The sequence below is a fragment of the Variovorax sp. Varisp85 genome, from assembly GCF_047304045.1.
In the GTDB taxonomy this organism is placed as follows: domain Bacteria; phylum Pseudomonadota; class Gammaproteobacteria; order Burkholderiales; family Burkholderiaceae_C; genus Variovorax.
The window spans coordinates 15,176-34,495 of the sequence record NZ_JBGLYN010000030.1; the positions used below are offsets into that span (position 1 = coordinate 15,176).

A 19,320-nucleotide genomic window follows, 5' to 3' on the forward strand; every position below is an offset into this window, starting at 1 on the left:
CGACGTCCCGGGTCAGCGCTTGTGCGCAGCCAGCCACTCTTCGAGGTAGTGGATGTTGGTGCCGCCCGTCATGAACTTGGAATCGACCATCAGTTCGCGGTGCAGCGGAATGTTGGTCTGGATGCCTTCGATCACGGTCTCGTTGAGCGCCGTGCGCATGCGGGCCATGGCCTGCTCGCGCGTGTCGCCGTAGACGATGATCTTGCCGATCATCGAGTCGTAGTTCGGCGGCACGAAGTAGTTGGTGTACGCGTGCGAATCGACGCGAACGCCCGGGCCGCCCGGCGGATGCCACATCGTGATGCGGCCTGGCGACGGCGTGAACTTCCACGCGTCCTCGGCATTGATGCGCACCTCGATGGCATGGCCGTGCATCTGGATCTGGCGCTGCGTGAACGGCAGCTTCTCGCCGGCCGCGACCATGATCTGCGTCTTGACGATGTCGATGCCCGTGGTGAACTCCGTCACCGGGTGCTCCACCTGCACGCGCGTGTTCATCTCGATGAAATAGAACTCGCCGTTTTCGTAGAGAAACTCGAAGGTGCCGGCGCCGCGATAGTTGATCTTCTTGCAGGCGGCAGCGCAGCGTTCGCCGATCTTCTCGATCAGCTTGCGCGGAATGCCCGGGGCGGGCGATTCCTCGATCACCTTCTGGTGGCGGCGCTGCATGGAGCAGTCGCGCTCGCCCAGGTAGACCGCGTTCTTGTGCTTGTCCGCGAGGATCTGGATCTCGATGTGGCGCGGGTTCTGGAGAAACTTCTCCATGTACACGGCCGGGTTGCTGAAGGCCGCGCCGGCTTCCGCCTTGGTCATCTGGATCGCATTGACCAGCGCCGCCTCGGTGTGCACCACGCGCATGCCGCGGCCACCACCGCCGCCCGCCGCCTTGATGATGACCGGGTAGCCGATGGCACGCGCGATGCGCTTGTTGGTGGCGGCGTCGTCCGAGAGTTCGCCCTCGGAGCCGGGCACGCACGGCACGCCGGCCTTGATCATGGCCTGCTTGGCCGACACCTTGTCGCCCATCGTGCGGATGTTGTCGGGCGTCGGGCCGATGAACTGGAAACCGCTTTGCTCCACGCGCTCGGCGAAGTTCGCGTTCTCGCTCAGGAAGCCATAGCCGGGGTGGATGGCTTCGGCGTCGGTCACTTCGGCCGCCGAAATGATCGCCGGCATGTTGAGGTAGCTCTGCGCCGACGGGGCCGGACCGATGCACACCGCTTCTTCGGCGAGCTTGACGTACTTCGCTTCGCGGTCAGCCTCGGAATAGACCATCACGGCCTTGATGCCGAGTTCACTGCAGGCACGCTGAATCCGGAGTGCAATCTCCCCCCGGTTCGCAACCAGAATCTTCTTGAACATGGTCACTCGATGATGAACAGCGGCTGTCCGTATTCGACCGCCTGGCCGTTTTCGCCGAGGATCTGGGTGATCGTGCCGGATTTGTCGGCTTCGATTTCGTTGAGGATCTTCATCGCTTCGATGATGCAGACGGTGTCGCCCTCGGTGACCTTACTGCCGACCTCGACGAACGCCGGGGCGCCCGGGCTGGACGAACGGTAGAAGGTGCCGACCATCGGCGACTTCACGGCATGGCCTGCCGGAGCGGCTTCGGCTGCCGGTGCGCCGGCCACGGCGGATGCCGCCGGAGCACCAGCGGTGACTGCCGGTGCAGCGGCCGCCTGAGGCGCTGCCAGGGTTTGCACATACTGCACGGGGGCGGCACCACCGCCCTTGACGATGCGAACCTTGCCTTCGGTTTCCGTGATTTCCAGTTCGGAAATATTCGATTCGGACACCAAATCGATCAGTGTCTTGAGTTTGCGCAGATCCATGGGACTCCAGTGCCGGCTGAGCCGGTCTTCAGGATATAACTTGTTCGAAAATCGGTGATTTTCGGCTTTCGGCGTCTAACGCCAGCGTAAGGAAGTGATTCTAACCGTGAACCAGTTCACGCCGCCAAGTGTTCAGGTCGGCAGCATCGAGCTTGCCCATTTTACGGGCGGCCACGGAGCCGTTCGCATTCAGGACCAGCGTGAAGGGCAAACCGCCGCCCGTGTTGCCTAGATTCTTGACCAGCTCCGTGCCCTGCAAGCCGGCCAGGCCCGTCGGATAGGTCACCGGCGTACGCTGCAGAAACTTGCGCACGGCACTCGGCTGGTCGATGGCCAATCCGACCACTTGCCAGCCATTAGCACCCTGTTCGCGGAAAAAGGCGTCGATCAGGGGCATTTCCTCGACGCATGGCGGGCACCACGTCGCCCAGAAGTTGAGCAGCAGCGGCTTGCCGCGCAAGCTCGACAGCACGAGGTCACCGCCCTCCGGCCGCTCGAAACTCTGGGCCCAGAAGGCCGCGTCGAGCATCTCACCGCCCGTGCCGCTGCTGCGCTCCTTCCACCAGGCGCCGCCAAACCCGGCGGCCGCAGCCGCTGCCGCCACGCCGGCATAAAGCATGCCGCGTCGGGTGGGCGAAGAAATCATTCACTTGTCCTTTTCTTGTTCGATCAGTCGGCGCAGCGCAGCCAGGTCGCCCCGCGGCGCGCGCCCCTGGGCGTCGGGCTTCAGGGCACCGCGCAGGTCGTCGAGGTCGTAGACCAGCAGGTGCACACCGATCTCCTCGCCGAGCACGCGGCTCGGAGCATGCACGCTCAAGGCCTCGACCTGCTCGCCGTGGAAGCCGGTCACCATGCGCGGCTCATAGTCCACATGGTGATCAATTAAGGCGATTTCGGCCGATTTGGAGTCATCGCAGAACAACTGAATATAAATGTCCGACAACCGTGTCGCCGTTCCGTGCCACACGGCACCGCCCACATGGGGGCGGAACGCGGCCATGCGCTCCATCCACTCGAGCGCGAGCAGCCGCAACACATGCAGTTCCTGAGGCTGGGTGTCGGCGCAGAAAAGCTCAATGTACTCGCGCACCTCGGCCTCGACCTCGTCGTTGTTCGGCAGCGCGGTGCGCGCCGAAAGGCCCAGGTCGCGCAGGGCCCGGCGCTTGGCCGGGCCGTATTCCAGCCCCTCCTCGACGACGAGGCGGGCAGCAGCAGCGGCAATTTCACGCTTGGACGTGTCCATCGGGGCATTTTGCCCGCAGTAGGCGCCCCTCACATGAACATCAGTACGAAGAGCGGGAGAAACACGCGGCCCCGGCACGGGCGCGGCGTGCCGCTTCCCTAGAATCGACCGATGCACATTCATATTCTGGGTATCTGCGGCACGTTCATGGGCGGCGTGGCCGCCCTGGCGCGCGAGGCAGGCCACCGGGTCACGGGCTGCGACGCCGGCGTGTACCCGCCGATGAGCGACCAGCTGCGCGCCCTCGGCATCGACCTGATCGAGGGTTTCGGCGCCGACCAGCTCTCCCTGGCACCGGACATGTTCGTGGTCGGCAACGTGGTGTCCCGGGCACGGCTGCCTGACGGCAGCCCCAAGTTCCCGCTGATGGAGGCCATCCTCGACGCCGGCAAGCCCTACACCAGCGGCCCGCAATGGCTGGCCGAACACGTGCTGCTGGGCCGCCATGTGCTGGCCGTGGCCGGCACGCATGGCAAGACGACGACCACGTCGATGCTGGCCTGGGTGCTGGAAAAAGGCGGCAAGGCACCCGGCTTCCTGGTGGGCGGCGTGCCGCTGGACTTCGGCGTCTCGGCCCGGTTGGGCGACGGCCCGGCCTTCGTGATCGAGGCCGACGAGTACGACACGGCCTTCTTCGACAAGCGCAGCAAGTTCGTGCACTACCGGCCGCGCACCGCCGTGCTGAACAACCTCGAGTTCGATCATGCCGACATCTTCGACGATCTTGCCGCCATCGAACGCCAGTTTCATCACCTCGTGCGCACGGTGCCGGGCACCGGCCGGGTGGTGGTAAACGCTGCCGAAGAAAGCCTGCAGCGCGTGCTGGCCCAGGGCTGCTGGAGCGAACTCGCGCGCTTCGGTGCCGGGGGCGAATGGCAGGCGCGCGGCTCGCACGACGCCTTCGACGTGCTGCAGCGGGGCGAAGTCGTCGGCCGGGTCGAATGGGAGCTCTCGGGCCTGCACAACCAGATGAATGCGCTGGCCGCCATCGCCGCGGCCGAGCACGTGGGTGTGGCGCCGGCCGAAGCGGCCCGGGCGCTGGGCAGCTTCCGCAATGTGCGCCGGCGCATGGAACTGCGCGGCACGGTCGAGCACAACGGCGGGGCGATCACGGTCTACGACGATTTCGCGCATCATCCGACGGCCATCCGCACCACGCTCGACGGCCTGCGCCAGAAGCTCGACGCGGCCGGCAAGCAAAGTGAGCGCATCCTCGCGGCCTTCGAACCGCGCAGCAACACGATGAAGCTGGGCGTCATGGCAGCGCAGTTGCCGTGGAGCCTGGAGTCGGCCGACCTGTCGTTCTGCCACACGGCGGGGCTCGACTGGGACGCGGCGGCGGCGCTTGCGCCGATGGGCGCGCGCGCGCAGGTGGCCGGGGCCATCGAGCCGCTCGTGAGGCAGGTCGTGGCCGCCGCCCGGCCGGGCGATCACATCGTCTGCATGAGCAACGGCGGCTTCGGCGGCGTGCACGACAAACTGCTTGCGGCGCTACGCGCCACCCACGCATCATGAGCGCCATGCGCGCGCGTGAGCTGATCGACGCCCTGAAGCTCCAGCACCACCCCGAGGGCGGCTGGTATGCCGAGGTGTTCCGATCGCCCGCCAGCGTGGAGCCCGTCGACGGCCGCGCGCCCCGCAGCGCGCTGACCAGCATCTACTTCCTGCTCGAAGCAAACCAGCATTCGCGCTGGCACCGAGTGCTGTCCGACGAGGTCTGGGTTCATCTTGAAGGCGTGCCGCTGGCACTGTGGACCTGCGACGCCGCGATGCGCACGGCGCCGGCCCACGTGAAGCTGGGCCCGGTCGATGTACACGGCACGCGCCCCCAGCACGTGGTGCCCGCCGGCCAATGGCAGGCCGCCCGGCCGATTCAGGGCCACAGCTCGGGCGACTACACGCTGGTCGCCTGCATGGTCGGGCCGGGCTTCGATTTCGCCGACTTCTCGATGGTCCCGACCGACAGCAGCGAGGCTGCGTCGATGCGACACCACTGGCCCGACCTGGCCGAAATGCTTTAACCCCGGCGCTGCTTGACCGCTTGCGAGAGCGTGTCGAGCACCTGCACCGAATCGTCCCAGCCGATGCAGGCGTCGGTGATGCTCTTGCCGTACTCGAGGCCCGACAGCTGGTCCTTGCCCGGCGTGAACTTCTGGGCGCCCGGCTGCAGGTGGCTTTCGACCATCACGCCGAACACGCGGTTGGAGCCGCCGGCGATCTGCGCAGCGATGTCCTGCGCCACGTCGATCTGCTTCTGGTGCTGCTTGGAGCTGTTGGCGTGGCTGCAGTCGACCATCAGCGTGGGCGGCAGCTTGGCGGCTTCCAGGTCCTTGCAGGCGGCCTCGACGCTGGCGGCGTCGTAGTTCGGCGCCTTGCCGCCACGCAGGATCACGTGGCAGTCGCGATTGCCGTTGGTCTGCACGATGGCGACCTGGCCATTCTTGTGCACCGACAGGAAGTGATGGCCGCGCGCCGCCGCCTGGATGGCGTCGGTGGCGATGCGGATGTTGCCGTCGGTGCCGTTCTTGAAGCCGATCGGAGCCGACAGGCCCGAGGCCAGTTCGCGGTGCACCTGGCTTTCGGTGGTGCGCGCGCCGATGGCGCCCCAGGAAATCAGGTCGCCGATGTACTGCGGCGAGATCACGTCGAGGAACTCGCTGCCCGCCGGCAGACCCAGGCGGTTGATGTCGATCAGCAGCTGGCGCGCGATGCGCAGGCCTTCGTCGATGCGAAAGCTCTCGTCGAGGTACGGGTCGTTGATGAGGCCCTTCCAGCCGACCGTCGTGCGCGGCTTCTCGAAGTACACGCGCATCACGATCTCGAGCGTGCCGGCGTATTTCTCGCGTTCGACCTTGAGGCGGCGGGCGTATTCGAGCGCGGCGGCCGGGTCATGGATCGAGCAGGGACCCATGATCACCAGCAGCCGGTCGTCCTTGCCGGCCATGATGTTGTGGATGCTGCGGCGCGTGCCTTCGATCAGCGTTTCGACCGGCGTGCCGCGGATCGGGAAGAAGCGGATCAGATGTTCGGGAGGGGGCAGCACGTTGATGTCCTTGATGCGTTCGTCGTCGGTCTTGCTGGTTTTTTCGACGCTCGCATACCAGCTGTCGCTGGCGGGGGCAGTGTTCGTGCTCATGGGTGCTTCCTTGTTGGAGTGAATGTCATCAGGGCATAAAAAAACCGCCGGGGGCTTGAGGCCACCGGCGGTTTTGGGAGGGTGTTCGTTTGCTTTACGCGCTCGCCTCTCGTCCGCCGGAAACCGGGAACCAAAAGTAGGCAAAGAAATAAGCGCGAAGAGCGGACATGGAGGCGAAATGTAGCACGGAAAGAAAAATCCCGGTCAAGCGGCCGGGACGTGCGTTGTTTATCGGTAGCCCGATTCGTTCGGGTTGTGGATGATCCAGATCAGGTTGCCGCTGGAATAGTCGCCCATGCCGCCGCCCGCGAAGACCAGCCGCCCCTGCCCCTTGTAGGTCATTTCGTAGCGGTGGCGGTCGCTGCCGAAATAGAACGGAATGAAGGCCTTGCCGGTGACGTAGGCACCCTGGTCGGTCGGCGGGCCCGCGAGGTCGGTGACCTGCCTGGCGCTCATGCCGATCTGCAGGCGCGCGAACTTGCTGTTGCGCGCCGGGTTGCCGGTGATCTCGCCTTCGTAGCCGTTCAGGCCCTTGACGGTGCGGCCGCTGCCAGCCTCGACCTTGGAGGAATCGACCACGTTGCCCTGGGCATCCATGCCGGCCTTCGCGCCGCCGCGGGCCGGTGCGGCGGGAGCGGCCGCGGGTGCCGGCGCAGCCGCGCCCTGGCTGCCGCCGCGCGACGCGCAGCCTGCGCCTGCCAGCGCCACCGCTGCAGTCACGGCCCACAGGGTCGCGGACGAATTGATCCTGATCCTCATCATCGAAAGCTCCTTCCTAGTTTGTGAAGGAGCGCAGCTTAGCAAGCTCTCAGGCCGTTCCGCCTACGGTCAAACCATCGATGCGCAGGGTCGGCTGGCCGACGCCCACGGGCACGCTCTGGCCTTCCTTGCCGCAGGTGCCGACGCCGGAGTCGAGCGCCATGTCGTTGCCGATCATGGTCACGCGGGTGAGCGCGTCGGGGCCATTGCCCACGATGGTCGCGCCCTTCACGGGGTACTGGATCTTGCCGTTCTCGACCCAGTAGGCCTCGCTGGCCGAGAACACGAACTTGCCGCTCGTGATGTCGACCTGCCCGCCGCCGAAGTTGGTGGCGTACAGGCCCTTCTTGATGCTGGCGACGATTTCCTTCGGGTCCTTGTCGCCGCCGAGCATGTAGGTGTTCGTCATGCGCGGCATCGGCACGTGGGCGTAGCTCTCGCGGCGGCCGTTGCCGGTGGGCTTGACCTTCATGAGGCGCGCGTTGAGCGCATCCTGGATGTAGCCCTTGAGGATGCCGTCCTCGATCAGCACGTTGCGCTGGCTGGCGTTGCCCTCGTCATCGACGTTGAGCGAGCCGCGGCGGTCGGCAATGGTGCCGTCGTCGAGCACGGTGACGCCCTTGGCCGCCACGCGCTGGCCGATGCGGCCCGAGAACGCGCTGGAGCCCTTGCGGTTGAAGTCGCCCTCGAGCCCGTGGCCGATGGCCTCGTGCAACAGGATGCCGGGCCAGCCGGAGCCGAGCACCACGGTCATTTCGCCGGCCGGGGCCGGGCGCGCGTCGAGGTTGGTCAGCGCGGCCTTCACGGCGTGGCCGACGTATTCGGCGATCTGCTCGTCGGTGAAATAGGCCAGGCCGAAACGCCCGCCGCCACCGCCGGAGCCGATTTCGCGGCGGCCGTTCTGCTCGGCGATCACGGTGACCGACAAGCGCACCAGCGGGCGCACGTCGGCGGCCAGCGTGCCGTCGGCGCGGGCCACGAGCACCACGTCGTATTCGCTTGCGAGGCCGGCCATGACCTGCGCGACGCGCGGATCGCGCGAGCGGGCCAGTTTTTCGACCTTTTCGAGCAGCTTCACCTTGGCGGTGCTGTCGAGCGTGGCGATGGGGTCGATGCCGTCGTAGAGCGAGCGGCTGGAGGCGATCTTGCGGGTCGCCGTCTTCACGCGGCCGGTGCGGCCAGCGGAGGAAATGGAGCGGACCGTGCGCGCCGCGTCGAGCAGCGAGGCTTCGGAAATATCGTCGGAGTAAGCGAAGGCGGTTTTCTCGCCACTGACCGCGCGCACGCCAACGCCCTGGTCGATGCTGAAGCTGCCGGTCTTGACGATGCCCTCTTCGAGGCTCCAGCCTTCGCTGCGGGTGTACTGGAAGTACAGGTCGGCGTCGTCCACCCGGTGCGCGGTGATCTCGGCCAAGGCCTTGCTCAGGTGCGATTCGTCGAGTCCGAACGGCGTGAGCAGGAGCTGTTGCGCCGTGGCGAGGCGCTCGATGGTGGGTTCGCGAGAGATCATTTCAGGATTCTATGGCTCGCCCCCAGGCTGCGCGCACTTCGCGTCGCTTCGCCTTCCCCCTGCCGGGGACACCAGAGGCCCGGCAAGGCCGGTTCCCCGGTGTTCCTGGCCTGGGGGCGCGCTAGCTTTGAGCCAGTTTTCGGGCCCGGGCGATAGACATCAGGATGCCCAGCCCCAACCCAAGCGTCACCATGGCGGTGCCGCCGTAGCTGATGAACGGCAGCGGCACCCCCACCACCGGCAAAATGCCGCTCACCATGCCCATGTTCACGAAGGCATAGGTGAAGAAAATCATCGTCACCGCTCCCGCCAGCAGGCGCGAGAACAGGGTGGCCGCGTTGGTGGCGATGACCAGCCCGCGAAAGACCAGCAGGATGAAGGCCGAGATCAGCGCCAGGTTGCCCATCAGCCCGAACTCCTCGGAATACGCGGCAAAGATGAAGTCGGTGGTGCGCTCGGGAATGAACTCGAGGTGCGTCTGGGTGCCCTGCATGAAGCCCTTGCCGCCCACCCCGCCCGAACCGATGGCGATCATCCCCTGGATGATGTGGAAGCCCTTGCCCAGCGGGTCCTTGCTGGGGTCGAGCAGCGTGCACACGCGCTGCTTCTGGTAGTCGTGCAGCACGCGCCAGTCGACCCCGTCGGCGCACAGCCTCGACTCGAAACCCACGATCAGCGTGACGGCCACCGCGCCGATCAGCACCGGCGGCACGATCAGCTTCCATGGCAGCCCGGCAAAGAAGATCACCGCCAGCCCGGCCGCCAGCACCAGCAGCGAGGTGCCGAGGTCGGGCTGCTTCATGATGAGGCCGACCGGCACCGCCAGCAGCACCGTCGCCACCACGAAATCGAGTGGCCGCAACTGGCCCTCGCGCCGCTGGAACCACCAGGCCAGCATCAGCGGCATCGCGATCTTCAGGATTTCGCTGGGCTGGATCACGACGCCCACGTTGATCCAGCGCGTGGCGCCCTTCTTGGTGATGCCGAACAGCGCCACCGCCACCAGCAGGGCCACGCCCATCGTGTAGAGCGGCACGGCCGCCAGCATCAGCCGCTGCGGCGGCACCTGCGCCACCGCGAACATGATGAAGCCGGCCAGCAGCATGTTGCGGCCATGGTCGACGAAGCGCGAGCCGTGGTCGTAGCCGGAGGAATACATGGTCAGCAGCCCGGCGAACGCGAGCAGCAGCACGGCGAAGGCCAGAAAGCCGTCGAAGCCCTGGAAGATGGGCGCGATGCGACGCGCCAGGGAGGGCTGGTTGAACACGGCAGACATGGGGGCGGATTATCCCTGCCCCGCCAGCCCCCTCAATCGAATTCGAGCTGAACGACCGTGCGCCCGGGTCGGCTTTCCACCGCCAGCCGGGCCCCGATGGCCCCCGAGCGCTCCGCCAGCGACCGCGGCAGGTGCTTCACCGCGTCGAAGCCCTTGCCGTTGTCGATCACCCGCAGCTGCACCGTCTTGCCCTGCATGCCGGCTTCGAACCGCAGCACGGTGGCCTGCGCATGCTGCAGCACGTTGGAGATCGCCTCGAACAGCAGGAACTGCAACTGCCGCATGCCCAGCGCGTCGAGCCCCTCCACCGGCTCCACCTCGTCCACCGCCCATTCGAACTCGATGCCCGCCGCCGCCAGCCGGGGCTCCAGCCGGTAGCGCGCCGCCGCCAGCAGCGCGCCCACGTCGCCCGGCGGCAGATGGATCGAATCGATCGACAGCTTCAGCTGGTCCAGCGAATCGCGCAGCGTGCGCAGCAGGTCGCCCGAGCTGCTCTGACCCGACTGCAGCTGCCGGATCGCCGAGCTGATGTGCGAGCCCACGCCGTCGTGCATCTCGCGCAGGATGCGCTCGCGCTCGTGGGTGCGCGCCTGGTCGCGCGCCGCCGCTTCGAGCTCTGCGTAGGTGGCCGCGAGCTCGCGCTCGCGCTGGGCCACCCGCTCGGCGAGCGCCGCGACCGAGCCGCGCGCCTGCACGCTCGCCGCGCGAAAGCGCCGCAGCACGATCAGCAGCAGCGCCACGCCGAAGAACACCGACGAATAGCGCACCCAGGTGGTCTCGCCATAGGCGTCGCCGAGGCGGATCACCAGCCAGTCGCGCGTGCCGAAGGCCACCGTCACCAGGGCAGCGCCGGCCACCAGCAGCCGCTCTGCGTTCGGTTTGCGCAGGGTGGCGACCGCGAAGGCACCGGCGAAGGCCAGGACGAAAACGATCTCGACGGCGAGCCAGCCGGTGAGCCACATCGGCTCGTCGCGCTGCAGCGACAGCGCACTGGACAACACCGTCCCGGCCACGACGCCCGCGATCGGCCACCGCACCCACCGGCCGCGGCGCTCGCGCGCCCATCCCGCAAGGTGATAGGCGAACATCATGGAAGAGGCTGCCCAGCCCGCATAGCAGGCGGCCATCAGCACGCCCCATGGCCCCCAGGACAGCGGCGGCTCCGCGATCACGCCGTCGGCCACCCGCAGCGCCCAGCAGAACTCGGCCAGCGCGGCCCAGAAGTAAATGCCGTCGCGCCGCTGTGCGCCCCTGGCATCGGCGTCGACCTGCGTCAGCCACAGCGCCAACGCGATGCCGCCCACGATCAGGCTGAAGGCCATCAGCAGCACCGAGCCGGTGAAGCGCCATGCGTAGGCACTCTCGAAGAGTTCATTGCGCACCGGCGTGGCCGGCCCGATGACCACCCGCGAAAGCCCCGCGCGCCGCGCGGTGTCGGCGCGCAGCCGGATCTGCAGGAGGTTGTCGCCCGTTCGCAGCAGGCGCCCGGGCACCGGCACGTAGATGGGCGCCTTGGCGTAGTCGGCATCATTGCCGCGGCTCAGGTCGCCGTAGACCTGCAGCAGCGCGTCGTTGAGCTGCACCTCGAAAACGTTGCCGACGCGCGGGATGAAGATGCCCCACGGTGTCTCGGGCACGGCCTCGAGCCTGAACGGCAGATCGAAGCTCGCCAGGCCGGGACGCCCCTGGTGCCGGCGGTCCCAGTGGTAGGGCAGCTCGACAGGCCCCGTGCGCGTGGTGCCGTCGACAGAGGTCGTGACGGTGCCCTGGCGCAGTTCGATCGGTGCCTCGTACGCAGCCGCGCCGCAGACGCCGGGGATACCCGCGAAGAGCATCGCCAGCCAAAGCACAAGCAGCAGCACCCGACTTGGTCGCATCTGCGTTCAGCCCGGATGAGACAACAGGCCGAGACGCGTCGCTTCGAAAACCGCCTCGCTCTTGGAATGCACGGCGAGCTTTCCGTAGAGATTCTTGATGTGGGTCTGCACCGTGTGCACGCTCAGTCCTTTGAGCCGCGCGATTTCCGCGTACGAGAAGCCGCGAGCGATGAGCGTCAGCACCTCGTGCTCGCGCGCCGACAGCAGGCCGCGGTCGGACTCTTCCGCGGCGGCTTCGGGCGCTGCCCCCGGCGCCGCGCCGGGAGGGGCTGCCGATTGCAGGCTGCGGTACTTCGCGAGCACGCGCCGCGCGATCATGGGCGAGATCGGGGAGGCGCCAGCCTTCATCTCCACGATGGTCTGCGCGATGTCCTCCGGTGCGGCGTCCTTGTGGATGTAGCCCACGGCCCCTGCTTCGATGCTGGCGAGCACGTTCTCCTCGTCGCCGAAGACCGACACCACCAGCGGCTCGCAGCCAGGAAAGCGCGCGACCGCGTCCCGGATCACGTCGAGGCCCGTGCCGTCGGGCATGCCGAGGTCGACCAGCAGCACGTCGGGAATGGTGGCGGTGCGGGCCAGCCATCCCAGCGCTTCCTGCACCGTTCCGGCGCTGCCGAGCCAGAAAAGGCGTGGGCTGCGCTGCACGCTGGCCTCGAAAAAGGCACGCGCGCGGCTGTCGTCTTCGACAACGAGCACACCCCAGCGGTGCAGCGTCGCGTCCTCCTGAGCCTCAGTGTTCATGGGCAGAGCATAAGCCTCGGCGCCCCCACCGAATCCGTACGCGCCTACCCGGTTCATGGGATGCACATCGCAAGGCTCCACGAAACCGCGCTTTTCCGAGGCGAGCCCCTCTCTCGCATGTGACGTAGCCCGAACGCAGGCCACCTGCACCCCTTGGTCATCACATGAGTACTTTTGGATTCCGCGTACACAGGGTGCCCACGCGCCCCAGGCCTCAGTAAGCTATAGCGTTCCCGAAGAACCCCCGCACAGCGGGCTTTTCGTATGTTGGAAGCGGCCTCGCGAGAACAGACCTCATGCAGAATTACCCGGTCCCGCCAAGCGAGGTGCAACAGCCGCACCTCCCGTCCTTTCCTCGCATGGATGCGCACACCACTCACCTGCTCTATCTGCACGGCTTCCGTTCTTCGCCTCGTTCGACCAAGGCCCGGATCGTCGCGGAACGCGTGGCGCAGCGCCACCCGAACCTGCAGTGGTGGTGCCCGCAATTGCCGCCGTCGCCGCACGATGCCATCGACATGGTGATGAAGGGCATCGCGCATTGGCCGCGCAAGTCGATGGCGGTGGTGGGCTCGTCGCTCGGCGGGTACTACGCGACCTACGTGGCCGGCATGACGCGCTGCCGCGCGGTGCTGCTCAATCCGGCCGTACATCCCGCACGCGACCTCACGCGCTACATCGGCGACCAGACCCTCTGGCACGACCCGGCCGAGCATTTCTACTTCCGCCCCGAATACATCCACGAACTGCGTGCGATGGAAGTCGGCCCGCTCACGCGGCCCGAGCGCGTCTTCGCCATCATCGCCAAGGGCGACGAAGCGCTCGACTGGCATGAGATGTCCGCGCGCTATCCCGACAGCAACATCAAGCTGCTCGAAGGCAGCGACCACGCCCTCTCCGACTTCGAGAAAGCGCATCTCGACGACGTCATGGCGTTCATCAACCCGATCTAGGTACACCCCCAGGCTTCGCGCACTTCATGTCGCTGCGCCAATCCCCTTGCAGGGGGCGATGCCTGCGGCCCGGCAAGGCCGGTTCCGCTGCATCCTGGAATTGGATCGCGCCGGTTTTCAGCGTGGGACAATCGAGGGATGTTTGTATTGTTTGAAGAAGCCGGCAAGTACCTCGGCGGCCGCGTGCTGTCGGAGGCCGAGGCGTCGGCACAGGTCGAACTCGACACCGGCAAGCGCGTCAAGGTCAAGGGCGCCAACATCGTGCTGCGTTTCGAGAAACCGTCGCCCGCCGACCTGATCGCCGAGGCGCGCACTCTCGCCGCCGCCATGGACCTCGACCTCGCCTGGGAATTCGCGGCCGAGGGGGAATTCGGCTTTGCCGATCTCGCAGCCGATTATTTCAGCGACAAGCCCTCGCTGGCGCAGCAGGCCGCCGCCCTGTTCGCGCTGTTCGAGGCGCCGCACTATTTCCGCCGCGCGGGCAAGGGGCGCTTCAAGAAGGCGCCGGCCGAGATCGTGCAGCAGGCGCTGGCCGCCATCGAGAAGAAAAAAGCCATCCAGGCGCAGATCGCCGAATGGGCCGCGCAATTGGCCGAAGGCGTGTGCCCCGCACCGGTGCGCGAGCAGCTCTACAAGATCCTGTTCCGCCCCGACAAGAACGCCCCCGAATACAAGGCCGTGGTCGACGCCTCGCGCGCCACGCAGCGCGCGCCGCTCGATCTGCTGGAGCGCGCCGGCGCCATCGACTCGCCCTACCAGTTCCACTGGCGCCGCTTCCTGTTCGAGAACTTTCCCAAGGGCACCGGTTTCCCCGCGCTCGCGGCACCGGCCATCGTGGACGACCTGCCGGTGGCGTCCGGCTTGCAGGCCTTCTCGATCGACGATTCGCAGACCACCGAGATCGACGACGCGCTCTCGGTGCAAGGCCTGGGCACGGGCACCGTCACGGTCGGCATCCACATCGCGGCGCCGGCTCTGGCGCTGACGCCGGGCAGCGCCATCGACAACGTGGCGCGTGCGCGCATGTCGACGGTCTACATGCCGGGCTACAAGATCACGATGCTGCCCGACGACGTGGTCAACACCTACACCCTGCTCGAAGGCGGTGACCGGCCTGCCGTGTCGCTCTATGCGCGCTTCGACGAAGCCACGCTGGAACTGCAAGCCACCGAAACGAAACTGGAGCGCGTGCCGATCGTGGCCAACCTGCGCCACGACCAGCTCGACACCGTCGTCACGCAGCCCTGGCTCGAAGACGCGTCCTGCCAGAGCGACAACACTCCGGAAGCCGCCGCGAACCTGCGCGCCCCGCTCTCCTTCCTGTTCCGCCTCGCCAAGCAGTTGAAGGCGCAGCGCGAAGTGGTGCGCGGCAAGCCGGAGAACTTCAACCGGCCCGACTACAACTTCCGCCTCGTCGGCAACGACGGCGAGCCCACCGGCAGCGAGCAGGTGCAGATCAGCACGCGCGAGCGCGGCGCGCCGCTCGACCTGATCGTGTCCGAGGCGATGATCCTGGCCAACAGCAGCTGGGGCGGCTGGCTCGGCGAACTGGGCGTGCCCGGCCTCTACCGCAGCCAGGCGAGCCTCGCGCCCGGCATCAAGGTGCGCATGGGCACGCGCGCGCTGCCGCATGCGGGCCTGGGCGTGAAGAGCTACGCGTGGAGCACCTCGCCGCTGCGCCGCTATACCGACCTCGTGAACCAGTGGCAGATCATCGCGGCGGCGCGCCACGGCAAGACCGCTGCACTGGCCGCGCCTTTCAAGCCGAAGGACGCCGACCTGTTCTCGATCCTCTCCGGCTTCGACGCGGCCTATGCCACGTACAACGCCTACCAGGGCGGCATGGAACGCTTCTGGACGCTGAAGTACCTGCAGCAGCAGGGCATCACCGAACTCGAAGCCACCGTCATCAAGGACCTGCCGAACGGCGCGCTGGTGCGTGCCGACACGCTGCCGCTGGTGTTCCCGGTGGCCGGCCAGCAGGAACGCGGCGCACGGCTGCGCGTGAAGCTCGGCGAGATCGACGAGATCGCGCTCGACGTGACCGGCACCGTGCTCGAACGCCTCGACGCGCCGAAGGCCGATGCGGCCGTCGACGAAGAGAGCGGAGAGGAGGAAGAGGTGGTCGCAGGCCCGATCGCCATTGCCGTCGACCTGAGCGACAGCGAAGCCGCACCCGAAAACACGCCAGCATGAACTTCGGCAGCTCGTCCGGAGAAATGCGCCCCCTGGAGGAATTTCGAGAATGAACTTCAAGGACCTCAGCACGCTGCAGATTGCACTGGGCGTGTCGGTCATTGCGCATGCCGTGCTGCTCGCGGTGCGCTTCGTCGATCCCGAATCGTTCAACAAGGTCTTCAGCGACACGCCGCTCGAAGTGATCCTGGTCAACACAAGGACCAACGACAAGCCCGATCCCAGCGCCCGGCTGCGGGCGCAGACCTCGCTTGCGGGCGGCGGCGACCTCGACAAGGGCCGCGCGACCAGCCCGCTGCCGCCGTCGAGCTTCACCACCGTCGGTGAATCGTTCGAGGACGCGCAGCGCAAGGTCGATGCGATGCAGACCGAGCAGTTGCAGATGCTCACCCAGCTCAAGCGCGAGCTCGCCGCAATGCCTGCGCCCGACCCGCGCAACCCCGGCGACCCGACCGAGGCCACGGCGCAGGAAGAAAAGCGCCGGCAGATGATCAACCTGCTGGCCGAGATCGAGCGCCGCGTGAACGAGGAAAACGCACGCCCGAAGAAGCGCTTCCTGAGCCCCTTCACGCGGGAAGCGGCCTTCGCGAGCTACGTGGACTCGCTGCGCCGCCGGGTGGAAGCCCAGGGCACAGCCAACTTTCCGACGCTCGCCGGCAAGAAGCTCTATGGCGAGCTCACGATGACCATCACGGTCAACTTCGACGGCCGACTGCTCTCGACGGTGGTCGATGAAAGCTCGGGCGCTCCCGTGCTGGACCGCCGCGCCCAGGCCATCGTCGCCAGCGTCGGCAACTTCGGCAAGTTCACCGATGCGATGCGCAAGGAGCATGCGGACCAGATCGTGATCCGGCCGCACTTCCGGTTTGCACACGACGGGTCGGTCGAACTCTCCTCGCAGTAGACGACAAGAAAACCCAAGGAGGCAGACGCCATGGACCTGTACTGCGTCATGGGCAACCCGGTCGAGCACAGCCGCTCGCCCGGCATCCACGCGCGTTTTGCCGAACTCTGCGGCCAGCAGCTGGACTACGGCCGGCGGCTGATTCCGCTCGGCGCCTTCGCCGAAGGCATCGCGGCCTTTCGCAGCGAAGCCGCCGAACGCGGCGACACCGCGCGCGGCTGCAACATCACGGTCCCCTTCAAGTTCGAAGCCGCTGCGCTGGCGCAGCACACCAGCGAACGCGCCCTGCTCGCGCAGGCGGCCAACACGCTACGCTTCGACGCCGACGGCAGCATCCACGCGGACAACACCGACGGCATCGGCCTGGTCAACGACATCGTGCGCAACGCGGGCGTGCCGCTGAAAGGTAAGGCGCTGCTGCTGATCGGCGCGGGCGGTGCGGCAGCCGGCGTGCTCGGCCCGCTGCTCGATGCGGGCGTCTCGCGCGTCGTGGTCGCGAACCGCACCGTCGGCAAGGCCGTCGAGTTGGTGCGCCACCATGCGGCCATCGCGCTGCGCCATGGCGCCTCGCTCGAGGCCTGGGCGCTCGACGAAGTGCCGGGCGCCTTCGACGTGGTGGTCAACGCCACCGCCTCCAGCCTCGCGGGCGACGCGGTGCCGGTGAAGGCCAGCGTGCTGCGCGCCGGCGGGCTCGCGGTCGACATGATGTACGGCCCCGCGGCCGCGGGCTTCATGGCCTGGGCCGAGGCGCATGGCGCGGTGGCGCGCGACGGGCTGGGCATGCTCGTCGAGCAGGCGGCCGAGTCGTTCGAGATCTGGCGCGGCGTGCGCCCGCCTTCCGCACAGGTGCTGGCCGAAGTGCGCGCATCGCTTGCCGCTGCGAAAAAATGAAAGCCGTGCTGCGCCTGATCGCCTGCCTCGTGGTGGCGGGCGCGGCACTCGAGCTGTTCTTCGTGGCGCGCATCGCGGCAATGGCCGTGGTCGATCCGCAGAGCACCGCGTTCCAGCGCTCCGAAGCCTTCCAGATTGCCATCCACCAGGGCAGCGGCGGCGGCTGGCGGCAGCAGTGGGTGCCCTATTCGCAGATCAACGACACGCTCAAGCGCGCCGTCATCGCGAGCGAGGACGCCGGCTTCGTCGACCACAACGGGGTGGAGTGGGAAGCCATCGAGCGCGCGCGCCAGCGCAACGCCAAGGCCGAGGAGCTGGCCGCCAAACGCGCGGCGCGCGCCTTGGCACGCGGCAAGCCGGTGCGGCCCGTGCAGCTGCGCGGCGGATCGACCATCACGCAGCAGCTCGCGAAGAACCTGCTGCTGTCCAGCGAACGCACCTTGCTGCGCAAGGGCCAGGAGCTGGTGCTCGCCACGCTGCTCGAAGTGCTGCTGGACAAGCGGCGCATCCTCGAGATCTATCTCAACAATGTCGAGTGGGGCGAAGGCGTGTTCGGCGCCGAGGCGGCGTCGCAGTACTACTTCCGCAAGCCGGCGTCGCGCCTGAGCACCAGCGAGGCCGCGCGCCTCGCGGTGATGCTGCCGAGCCCCAGGTTCTTCGAGCGCCGGCTCGGTTCGCCCTACCTGAGCGGGCGGGCGTCGACGGTCATGGCACGGATGCCTGCGGCCGAACTGCCCTGAGCGTGCCGCGCAGGCCTTCGATGGCCAGCACCGCACCGAAGCCGATCACATAGGCCAGCACGTCCCACCAGTCGGCCGTGCTGCCGAGCACGATGCGCAAGGCGCGGTTCGGGATGTGCAGGTGCCACGCCGCCGCGAGGTATTGCCCGAGCTCGACCGCGAGCCCCACGCCCAGCGCGGCCAATGCCAGCGGCCATACGCGTGCGGCGATCGCGGTCCTGAAGACGAAGTACACCCACACCACGGCCAGCACGTCGCCGAAGAAGCTGCGCAGCCAGCCCCAGCGCGCGCCGACGGTGGCCAGCAGCACGAGAACGAAGAACAGGGCCACCGCCCACACGAGTGAAAGAGGATCGAGACGCCATCGCATGGCCCGTATCATCGCGCCCATATGCTGGCAAAGCTCACGGGTTGGTTGTTGTTGGGAATCGTCCGGTTGCTCACAGGCGCCCAGGCGCGCTGGTATGGCTGTCCGCCGAAGGCCGAGCAGCGCATCTACTTCGCCAACCACCAGAGCCATGCCGACCTGGTGATGATCTGGGCGGCGCTGCCCGAGGAGCTGCGCAGCATCACGCGGCCGATCGCGGCGCGCGACTACTGGGCCAACACGCCGGTCAAGCGCTGGATCACGACGGAGGTGTTCAACGCGGTGTACGTGGAGCGCCAGGCGGCGCCTGCTGCGACGGCATCCCTTGCCCCTGTGGCGGTCGAGGCCCCGCCGCCAGCGCCCGCTGCGCGAGCCGTCGCTCCCTCACCGGCCGAGCGCATCGAGCCGTCGATGGAGCCCCTGCTGCCATTGACGACACCGGAACCGCCCGCCGAGACGGTGCCCGAAGCGCAAGGCCGGCTCGACCTGCCGGAGCCCCCTGCCCCGCCGCCTCCGTCGGCAGAACCCGAAGCCCCGCCCGTCGCGGCAGCTCCTGCCCCCGATCCGCTTGCGCCCCTCGTCGAAGCCCTGCGAAGCGGCGACTCGATCATCATCTTTCCCGAGGGCACGCGCGGCCACACGGGCGAGCCGCAGAAGTTCAAGTCGGGCCTCTACACGCTAGCCACGATGTTCCCAGAGGTGGTGCTGGTGCCCGCCTGGATCGACAACGTGCAGCGCGTGATGCCCAAGGGCGAGATCGTGCCAGTGCCCATCCTCTGCTCGGTCACTTTCGGCGCGCCGATCCGTGTCGAAGAAGGCGAAGAGCGCCGGCCCTTCCTTGATCGTGCGCGTGCCGCGGTGATTGCCTTGCGCGATGTCTGAAATGACCGAC

Annotated in this window: 19 protein-coding genes; 8 read left to right on the top strand and 11 right to left on the bottom strand. The window is 67.4% G+C overall.

The features are described from left to right. Positions 1-12: 12 nt before the first annotated feature. The 4 genes from accC to ACCC97_RS13970 form a co-directional block, all read right to left on the bottom strand. Complete coding sequence (gene accC, locus ACCC97_RS13955; protein ID WP_007831429.1) at positions 13-1,362, bottom strand: acetyl-CoA carboxylase biotin carboxylase subunit; 1,350 nt, start codon at positions 1,360-1,362, stop codon at positions 13-15. A gap of 2 nt (positions 1,363-1,364) precedes the next feature. Next, the gene (gene accB / locus ACCC97_RS13960; protein WP_007831428.1) at positions 1,365-1,835 is read right to left on the bottom strand and encodes an acetyl-CoA carboxylase biotin carboxyl carrier protein; all 471 of its coding nucleotides are present in this window, start codon (positions 1,833-1,835) and stop codon (positions 1,365-1,367) included. A gap of 100 nt (positions 1,836-1,935) precedes the next feature. Beyond that, entirely contained in the window at positions 1,936-2,481 is a 546-nt protein-coding gene (locus ACCC97_RS13965) for a TlpA family protein disulfide reductase (RefSeq protein WP_413333375.1), read from the bottom strand. Beyond that, the gene (locus ACCC97_RS13970) at positions 2,482-3,078 is read right to left on the bottom strand and encodes a hypothetical protein (protein WP_413333377.1); all 597 of its coding nucleotides are present in this window, start codon (positions 3,076-3,078) and stop codon (positions 2,482-2,484) included. A gap of 111 nt (positions 3,079-3,189) precedes the next feature. Here ACCC97_RS13970 and mpl point away from each other — a divergent pair, with 111 nt between their 5' ends. Both mpl and ACCC97_RS13980 read left to right on the top strand, forming a co-directional pair. Continuing rightward, positions 3,190-4,593: a UDP-N-acetylmuramate:L-alanyl-gamma-D-glutamyl-meso-diaminopimelate ligase gene (gene mpl, locus ACCC97_RS13975; RefSeq protein ID WP_413333379.1), complete on the top strand. Its 1,404-nt coding sequence runs from the start codon at positions 3,190-3,192 to the stop codon at positions 4,591-4,593. Beyond that, positions 4,590-5,099, top strand: a complete 510-nt coding sequence (locus tag ACCC97_RS13980; protein ID WP_413333381.1) for a cupin domain-containing protein — start codon at positions 4,590-4,592, stop codon at positions 5,097-5,099. Before mpl ends, ACCC97_RS13980 begins: the two co-directional genes overlap by 4 nt. Here ACCC97_RS13980 and ACCC97_RS13985 read toward each other — a convergent pair. The 6 genes from ACCC97_RS13985 to ACCC97_RS14010 form a co-directional block, all read right to left on the bottom strand. After that, positions 5,096-6,214: a 3-deoxy-7-phosphoheptulonate synthase gene (locus tag ACCC97_RS13985; RefSeq protein ID WP_007831418.1), complete on the bottom strand. Its 1,119-nt coding sequence runs from the start codon at positions 6,212-6,214 to the stop codon at positions 5,096-5,098. The two genes, ACCC97_RS13980 and ACCC97_RS13985, sit on opposite strands and share 4 nt — an antisense overlap. A gap of 228 nt (positions 6,215-6,442) precedes the next feature. Further along, the gene (locus ACCC97_RS13990) at positions 6,443-6,976 is read right to left on the bottom strand and encodes a hypothetical protein (protein WP_007831416.1); all 534 of its coding nucleotides are present in this window, start codon (positions 6,974-6,976) and stop codon (positions 6,443-6,445) included. A 46-nt stretch (positions 6,977-7,022) separates the two neighbouring features. Continuing rightward, positions 7,023-8,483 carry a metalloprotease TldD gene (gene tldD / locus ACCC97_RS13995; RefSeq protein ID WP_007831414.1) on the bottom strand — a complete coding sequence of 487 codons (1,461 nt, stop codon included), beginning with the start codon at positions 8,481-8,483 and terminating at the stop codon, positions 7,023-7,025. Positions 8,484-8,604: 121 nt separating this feature from the next. Continuing rightward, positions 8,605-9,759 carry a rod shape-determining protein RodA gene (rodA, locus tag ACCC97_RS14000; RefSeq protein WP_007831412.1) on the bottom strand — a complete coding sequence of 385 codons (1,155 nt, stop codon included), beginning with the start codon at positions 9,757-9,759 and terminating at the stop codon, positions 8,605-8,607. 32 nt (positions 9,760-9,791) lie between these two features. Beyond that, complete coding sequence (locus ACCC97_RS14005) at positions 9,792-11,636, bottom strand: sensor histidine kinase (protein WP_413333384.1); 1,845 nt, start codon at positions 11,634-11,636, stop codon at positions 9,792-9,794. A gap of 6 nt (positions 11,637-11,642) precedes the next feature. Continuing rightward, entirely contained in the window at positions 11,643-12,377 is a 735-nt protein-coding gene (locus ACCC97_RS14010; protein ID WP_042673104.1) for a response regulator transcription factor, read from the bottom strand. A 359-nt stretch (positions 12,378-12,736) separates the two neighbouring features. Between ACCC97_RS14010 and ACCC97_RS14015 the strand changes: the two genes are divergently transcribed. The 5 genes from ACCC97_RS14015 (at position 12,737) to mtgA (ending at position 18,061) form a co-directional block, all read left to right on the top strand. Beyond that, positions 12,737-13,330: a YqiA/YcfP family alpha/beta fold hydrolase gene (locus ACCC97_RS14015; RefSeq protein WP_042673102.1), complete on the top strand. Its 594-nt coding sequence runs from the start codon at positions 12,737-12,739 to the stop codon at positions 13,328-13,330. A 138-nt stretch (positions 13,331-13,468) separates the two neighbouring features. Then, a complete protein-coding gene (locus ACCC97_RS14020) occupies positions 13,469-15,526 on the top strand; it encodes a ribonuclease catalytic domain-containing protein (RefSeq protein ID WP_413333386.1) in 2,058 nt (685 codons plus the stop codon). A gap of 49 nt (positions 15,527-15,575) precedes the next feature. Continuing rightward, positions 15,576-16,430 carry an energy transducer TonB gene (locus ACCC97_RS14025; RefSeq protein WP_413333388.1) on the top strand — a complete coding sequence of 285 codons (855 nt, stop codon included), beginning with the start codon at positions 15,576-15,578 and terminating at the stop codon, positions 16,428-16,430. A gap of 30 nt (positions 16,431-16,460) precedes the next feature. Continuing rightward, on the top strand, positions 16,461-17,321 hold the full coding sequence (gene aroE / locus ACCC97_RS14030) for a shikimate dehydrogenase (RefSeq protein ID WP_007831397.1): 861 nt from the start codon (positions 16,461-16,463) through the stop codon (positions 17,319-17,321). Then, complete coding sequence (mtgA, locus tag ACCC97_RS14035) at positions 17,318-18,061, top strand: monofunctional biosynthetic peptidoglycan transglycosylase (RefSeq protein ID WP_007831396.1); 744 nt, start codon at positions 17,318-17,320, stop codon at positions 18,059-18,061. The genes aroE and mtgA overlap by 4 nt, the downstream gene beginning before the upstream one ends. On the opposite strand, the gene ACCC97_RS14040 is transcribed toward mtgA, so the two are convergent. Continuing rightward, positions 18,027-18,452: a DUF2809 domain-containing protein gene (locus ACCC97_RS14040; RefSeq protein WP_007831394.1), complete on the bottom strand. Its 426-nt coding sequence runs from the start codon at positions 18,450-18,452 to the stop codon at positions 18,027-18,029. The two genes, mtgA and ACCC97_RS14040, sit on opposite strands and share 35 nt — an antisense overlap. Between ACCC97_RS14040 and ACCC97_RS14045 the strand changes: the two genes are divergently transcribed. After that, positions 18,453-19,310: a lysophospholipid acyltransferase family protein gene (locus ACCC97_RS14045; protein ID WP_007831392.1), complete on the top strand. Its 858-nt coding sequence runs from the start codon at positions 18,453-18,455 to the stop codon at positions 19,308-19,310. Positions 19,311-19,320 lie beyond the last annotated feature (10 nt).

Bases quoted from the DNA above. Each gene is read 5' to 3' on its own strand.
- accC (WP_007831429.1), bottom strand. From the start codon at position 1,362: ATGTTCAAGAAGATTCTGGTTGCGAACCGGGGGGAGATTGCACTCCGG.
- accB (WP_007831428.1), bottom strand. From the start codon at position 1,835: ATGGATCTGCGCAAACTCAAGACACTGATCGATTTGGTGTCCGAATCG.
- ACCC97_RS13965 (WP_413333375.1), bottom strand. From the start codon at position 2,481: ATGATTTCTTCGCCCACCCGACGCGGCATGCTTTATGCCGGCGTGGCG.
- ACCC97_RS13970 (WP_413333377.1), bottom strand. From the start codon at position 3,078: ATGGACACGTCCAAGCGTGAAATTGCCGCTGCTGCTGCCCGCCTCGTC.
- mpl (WP_413333379.1), top strand. From the start codon at position 3,190: ATGCACATTCATATTCTGGGTATCTGCGGCACGTTCATGGGCGGCGTG.
- ACCC97_RS13980 (WP_413333381.1), top strand. From the start codon at position 4,590: ATGAGCGCCATGCGCGCGCGTGAGCTGATCGACGCCCTGAAGCTCCAG.
- ACCC97_RS13985 (WP_007831418.1), bottom strand. From the start codon at position 6,214: ATGAGCACGAACACTGCCCCCGCCAGCGACAGCTGGTATGCGAGCGTC.
- ACCC97_RS13990 (WP_007831416.1), bottom strand. From the start codon at position 6,976: ATGATGAGGATCAGGATCAATTCGTCCGCGACCCTGTGGGCCGTGACT.
- tldD (WP_007831414.1), bottom strand. From the start codon at position 8,483: ATGATCTCTCGCGAACCCACCATCGAGCGCCTCGCCACGGCGCAACAG.
- rodA (WP_007831412.1), bottom strand. From the start codon at position 9,759: ATGTCTGCCGTGTTCAACCAGCCCTCCCTGGCGCGTCGCATCGCGCCC.
- ACCC97_RS14005 (WP_413333384.1), bottom strand. From the start codon at position 11,636: ATGCGACCAAGTCGGGTGCTGCTGCTTGTGCTTTGGCTGGCGATGCTC.
- ACCC97_RS14010 (WP_042673104.1), bottom strand. From the start codon at position 12,377: ATGAACACTGAGGCTCAGGAGGACGCGACGCTGCACCGCTGGGGTGTG.
- ACCC97_RS14015 (WP_042673102.1), top strand. From the start codon at position 12,737: ATGGATGCGCACACCACTCACCTGCTCTATCTGCACGGCTTCCGTTCT.
- ACCC97_RS14020 (WP_413333386.1), top strand. From the start codon at position 13,469: ATGTTTGTATTGTTTGAAGAAGCCGGCAAGTACCTCGGCGGCCGCGTG.
- ACCC97_RS14025 (WP_413333388.1), top strand. From the start codon at position 15,576: ATGAACTTCAAGGACCTCAGCACGCTGCAGATTGCACTGGGCGTGTCG.
- aroE (WP_007831397.1), top strand. From the start codon at position 16,461: ATGGACCTGTACTGCGTCATGGGCAACCCGGTCGAGCACAGCCGCTCG.
- mtgA (WP_007831396.1), top strand. From the start codon at position 17,318: ATGAAAGCCGTGCTGCGCCTGATCGCCTGCCTCGTGGTGGCGGGCGCG.
- ACCC97_RS14040 (WP_007831394.1), bottom strand. From the start codon at position 18,452: ATGGGCGCGATGATACGGGCCATGCGATGGCGTCTCGATCCTCTTTCA.
- ACCC97_RS14045 (WP_007831392.1), top strand. From the start codon at position 18,453: ATGCTGGCAAAGCTCACGGGTTGGTTGTTGTTGGGAATCGTCCGGTTG.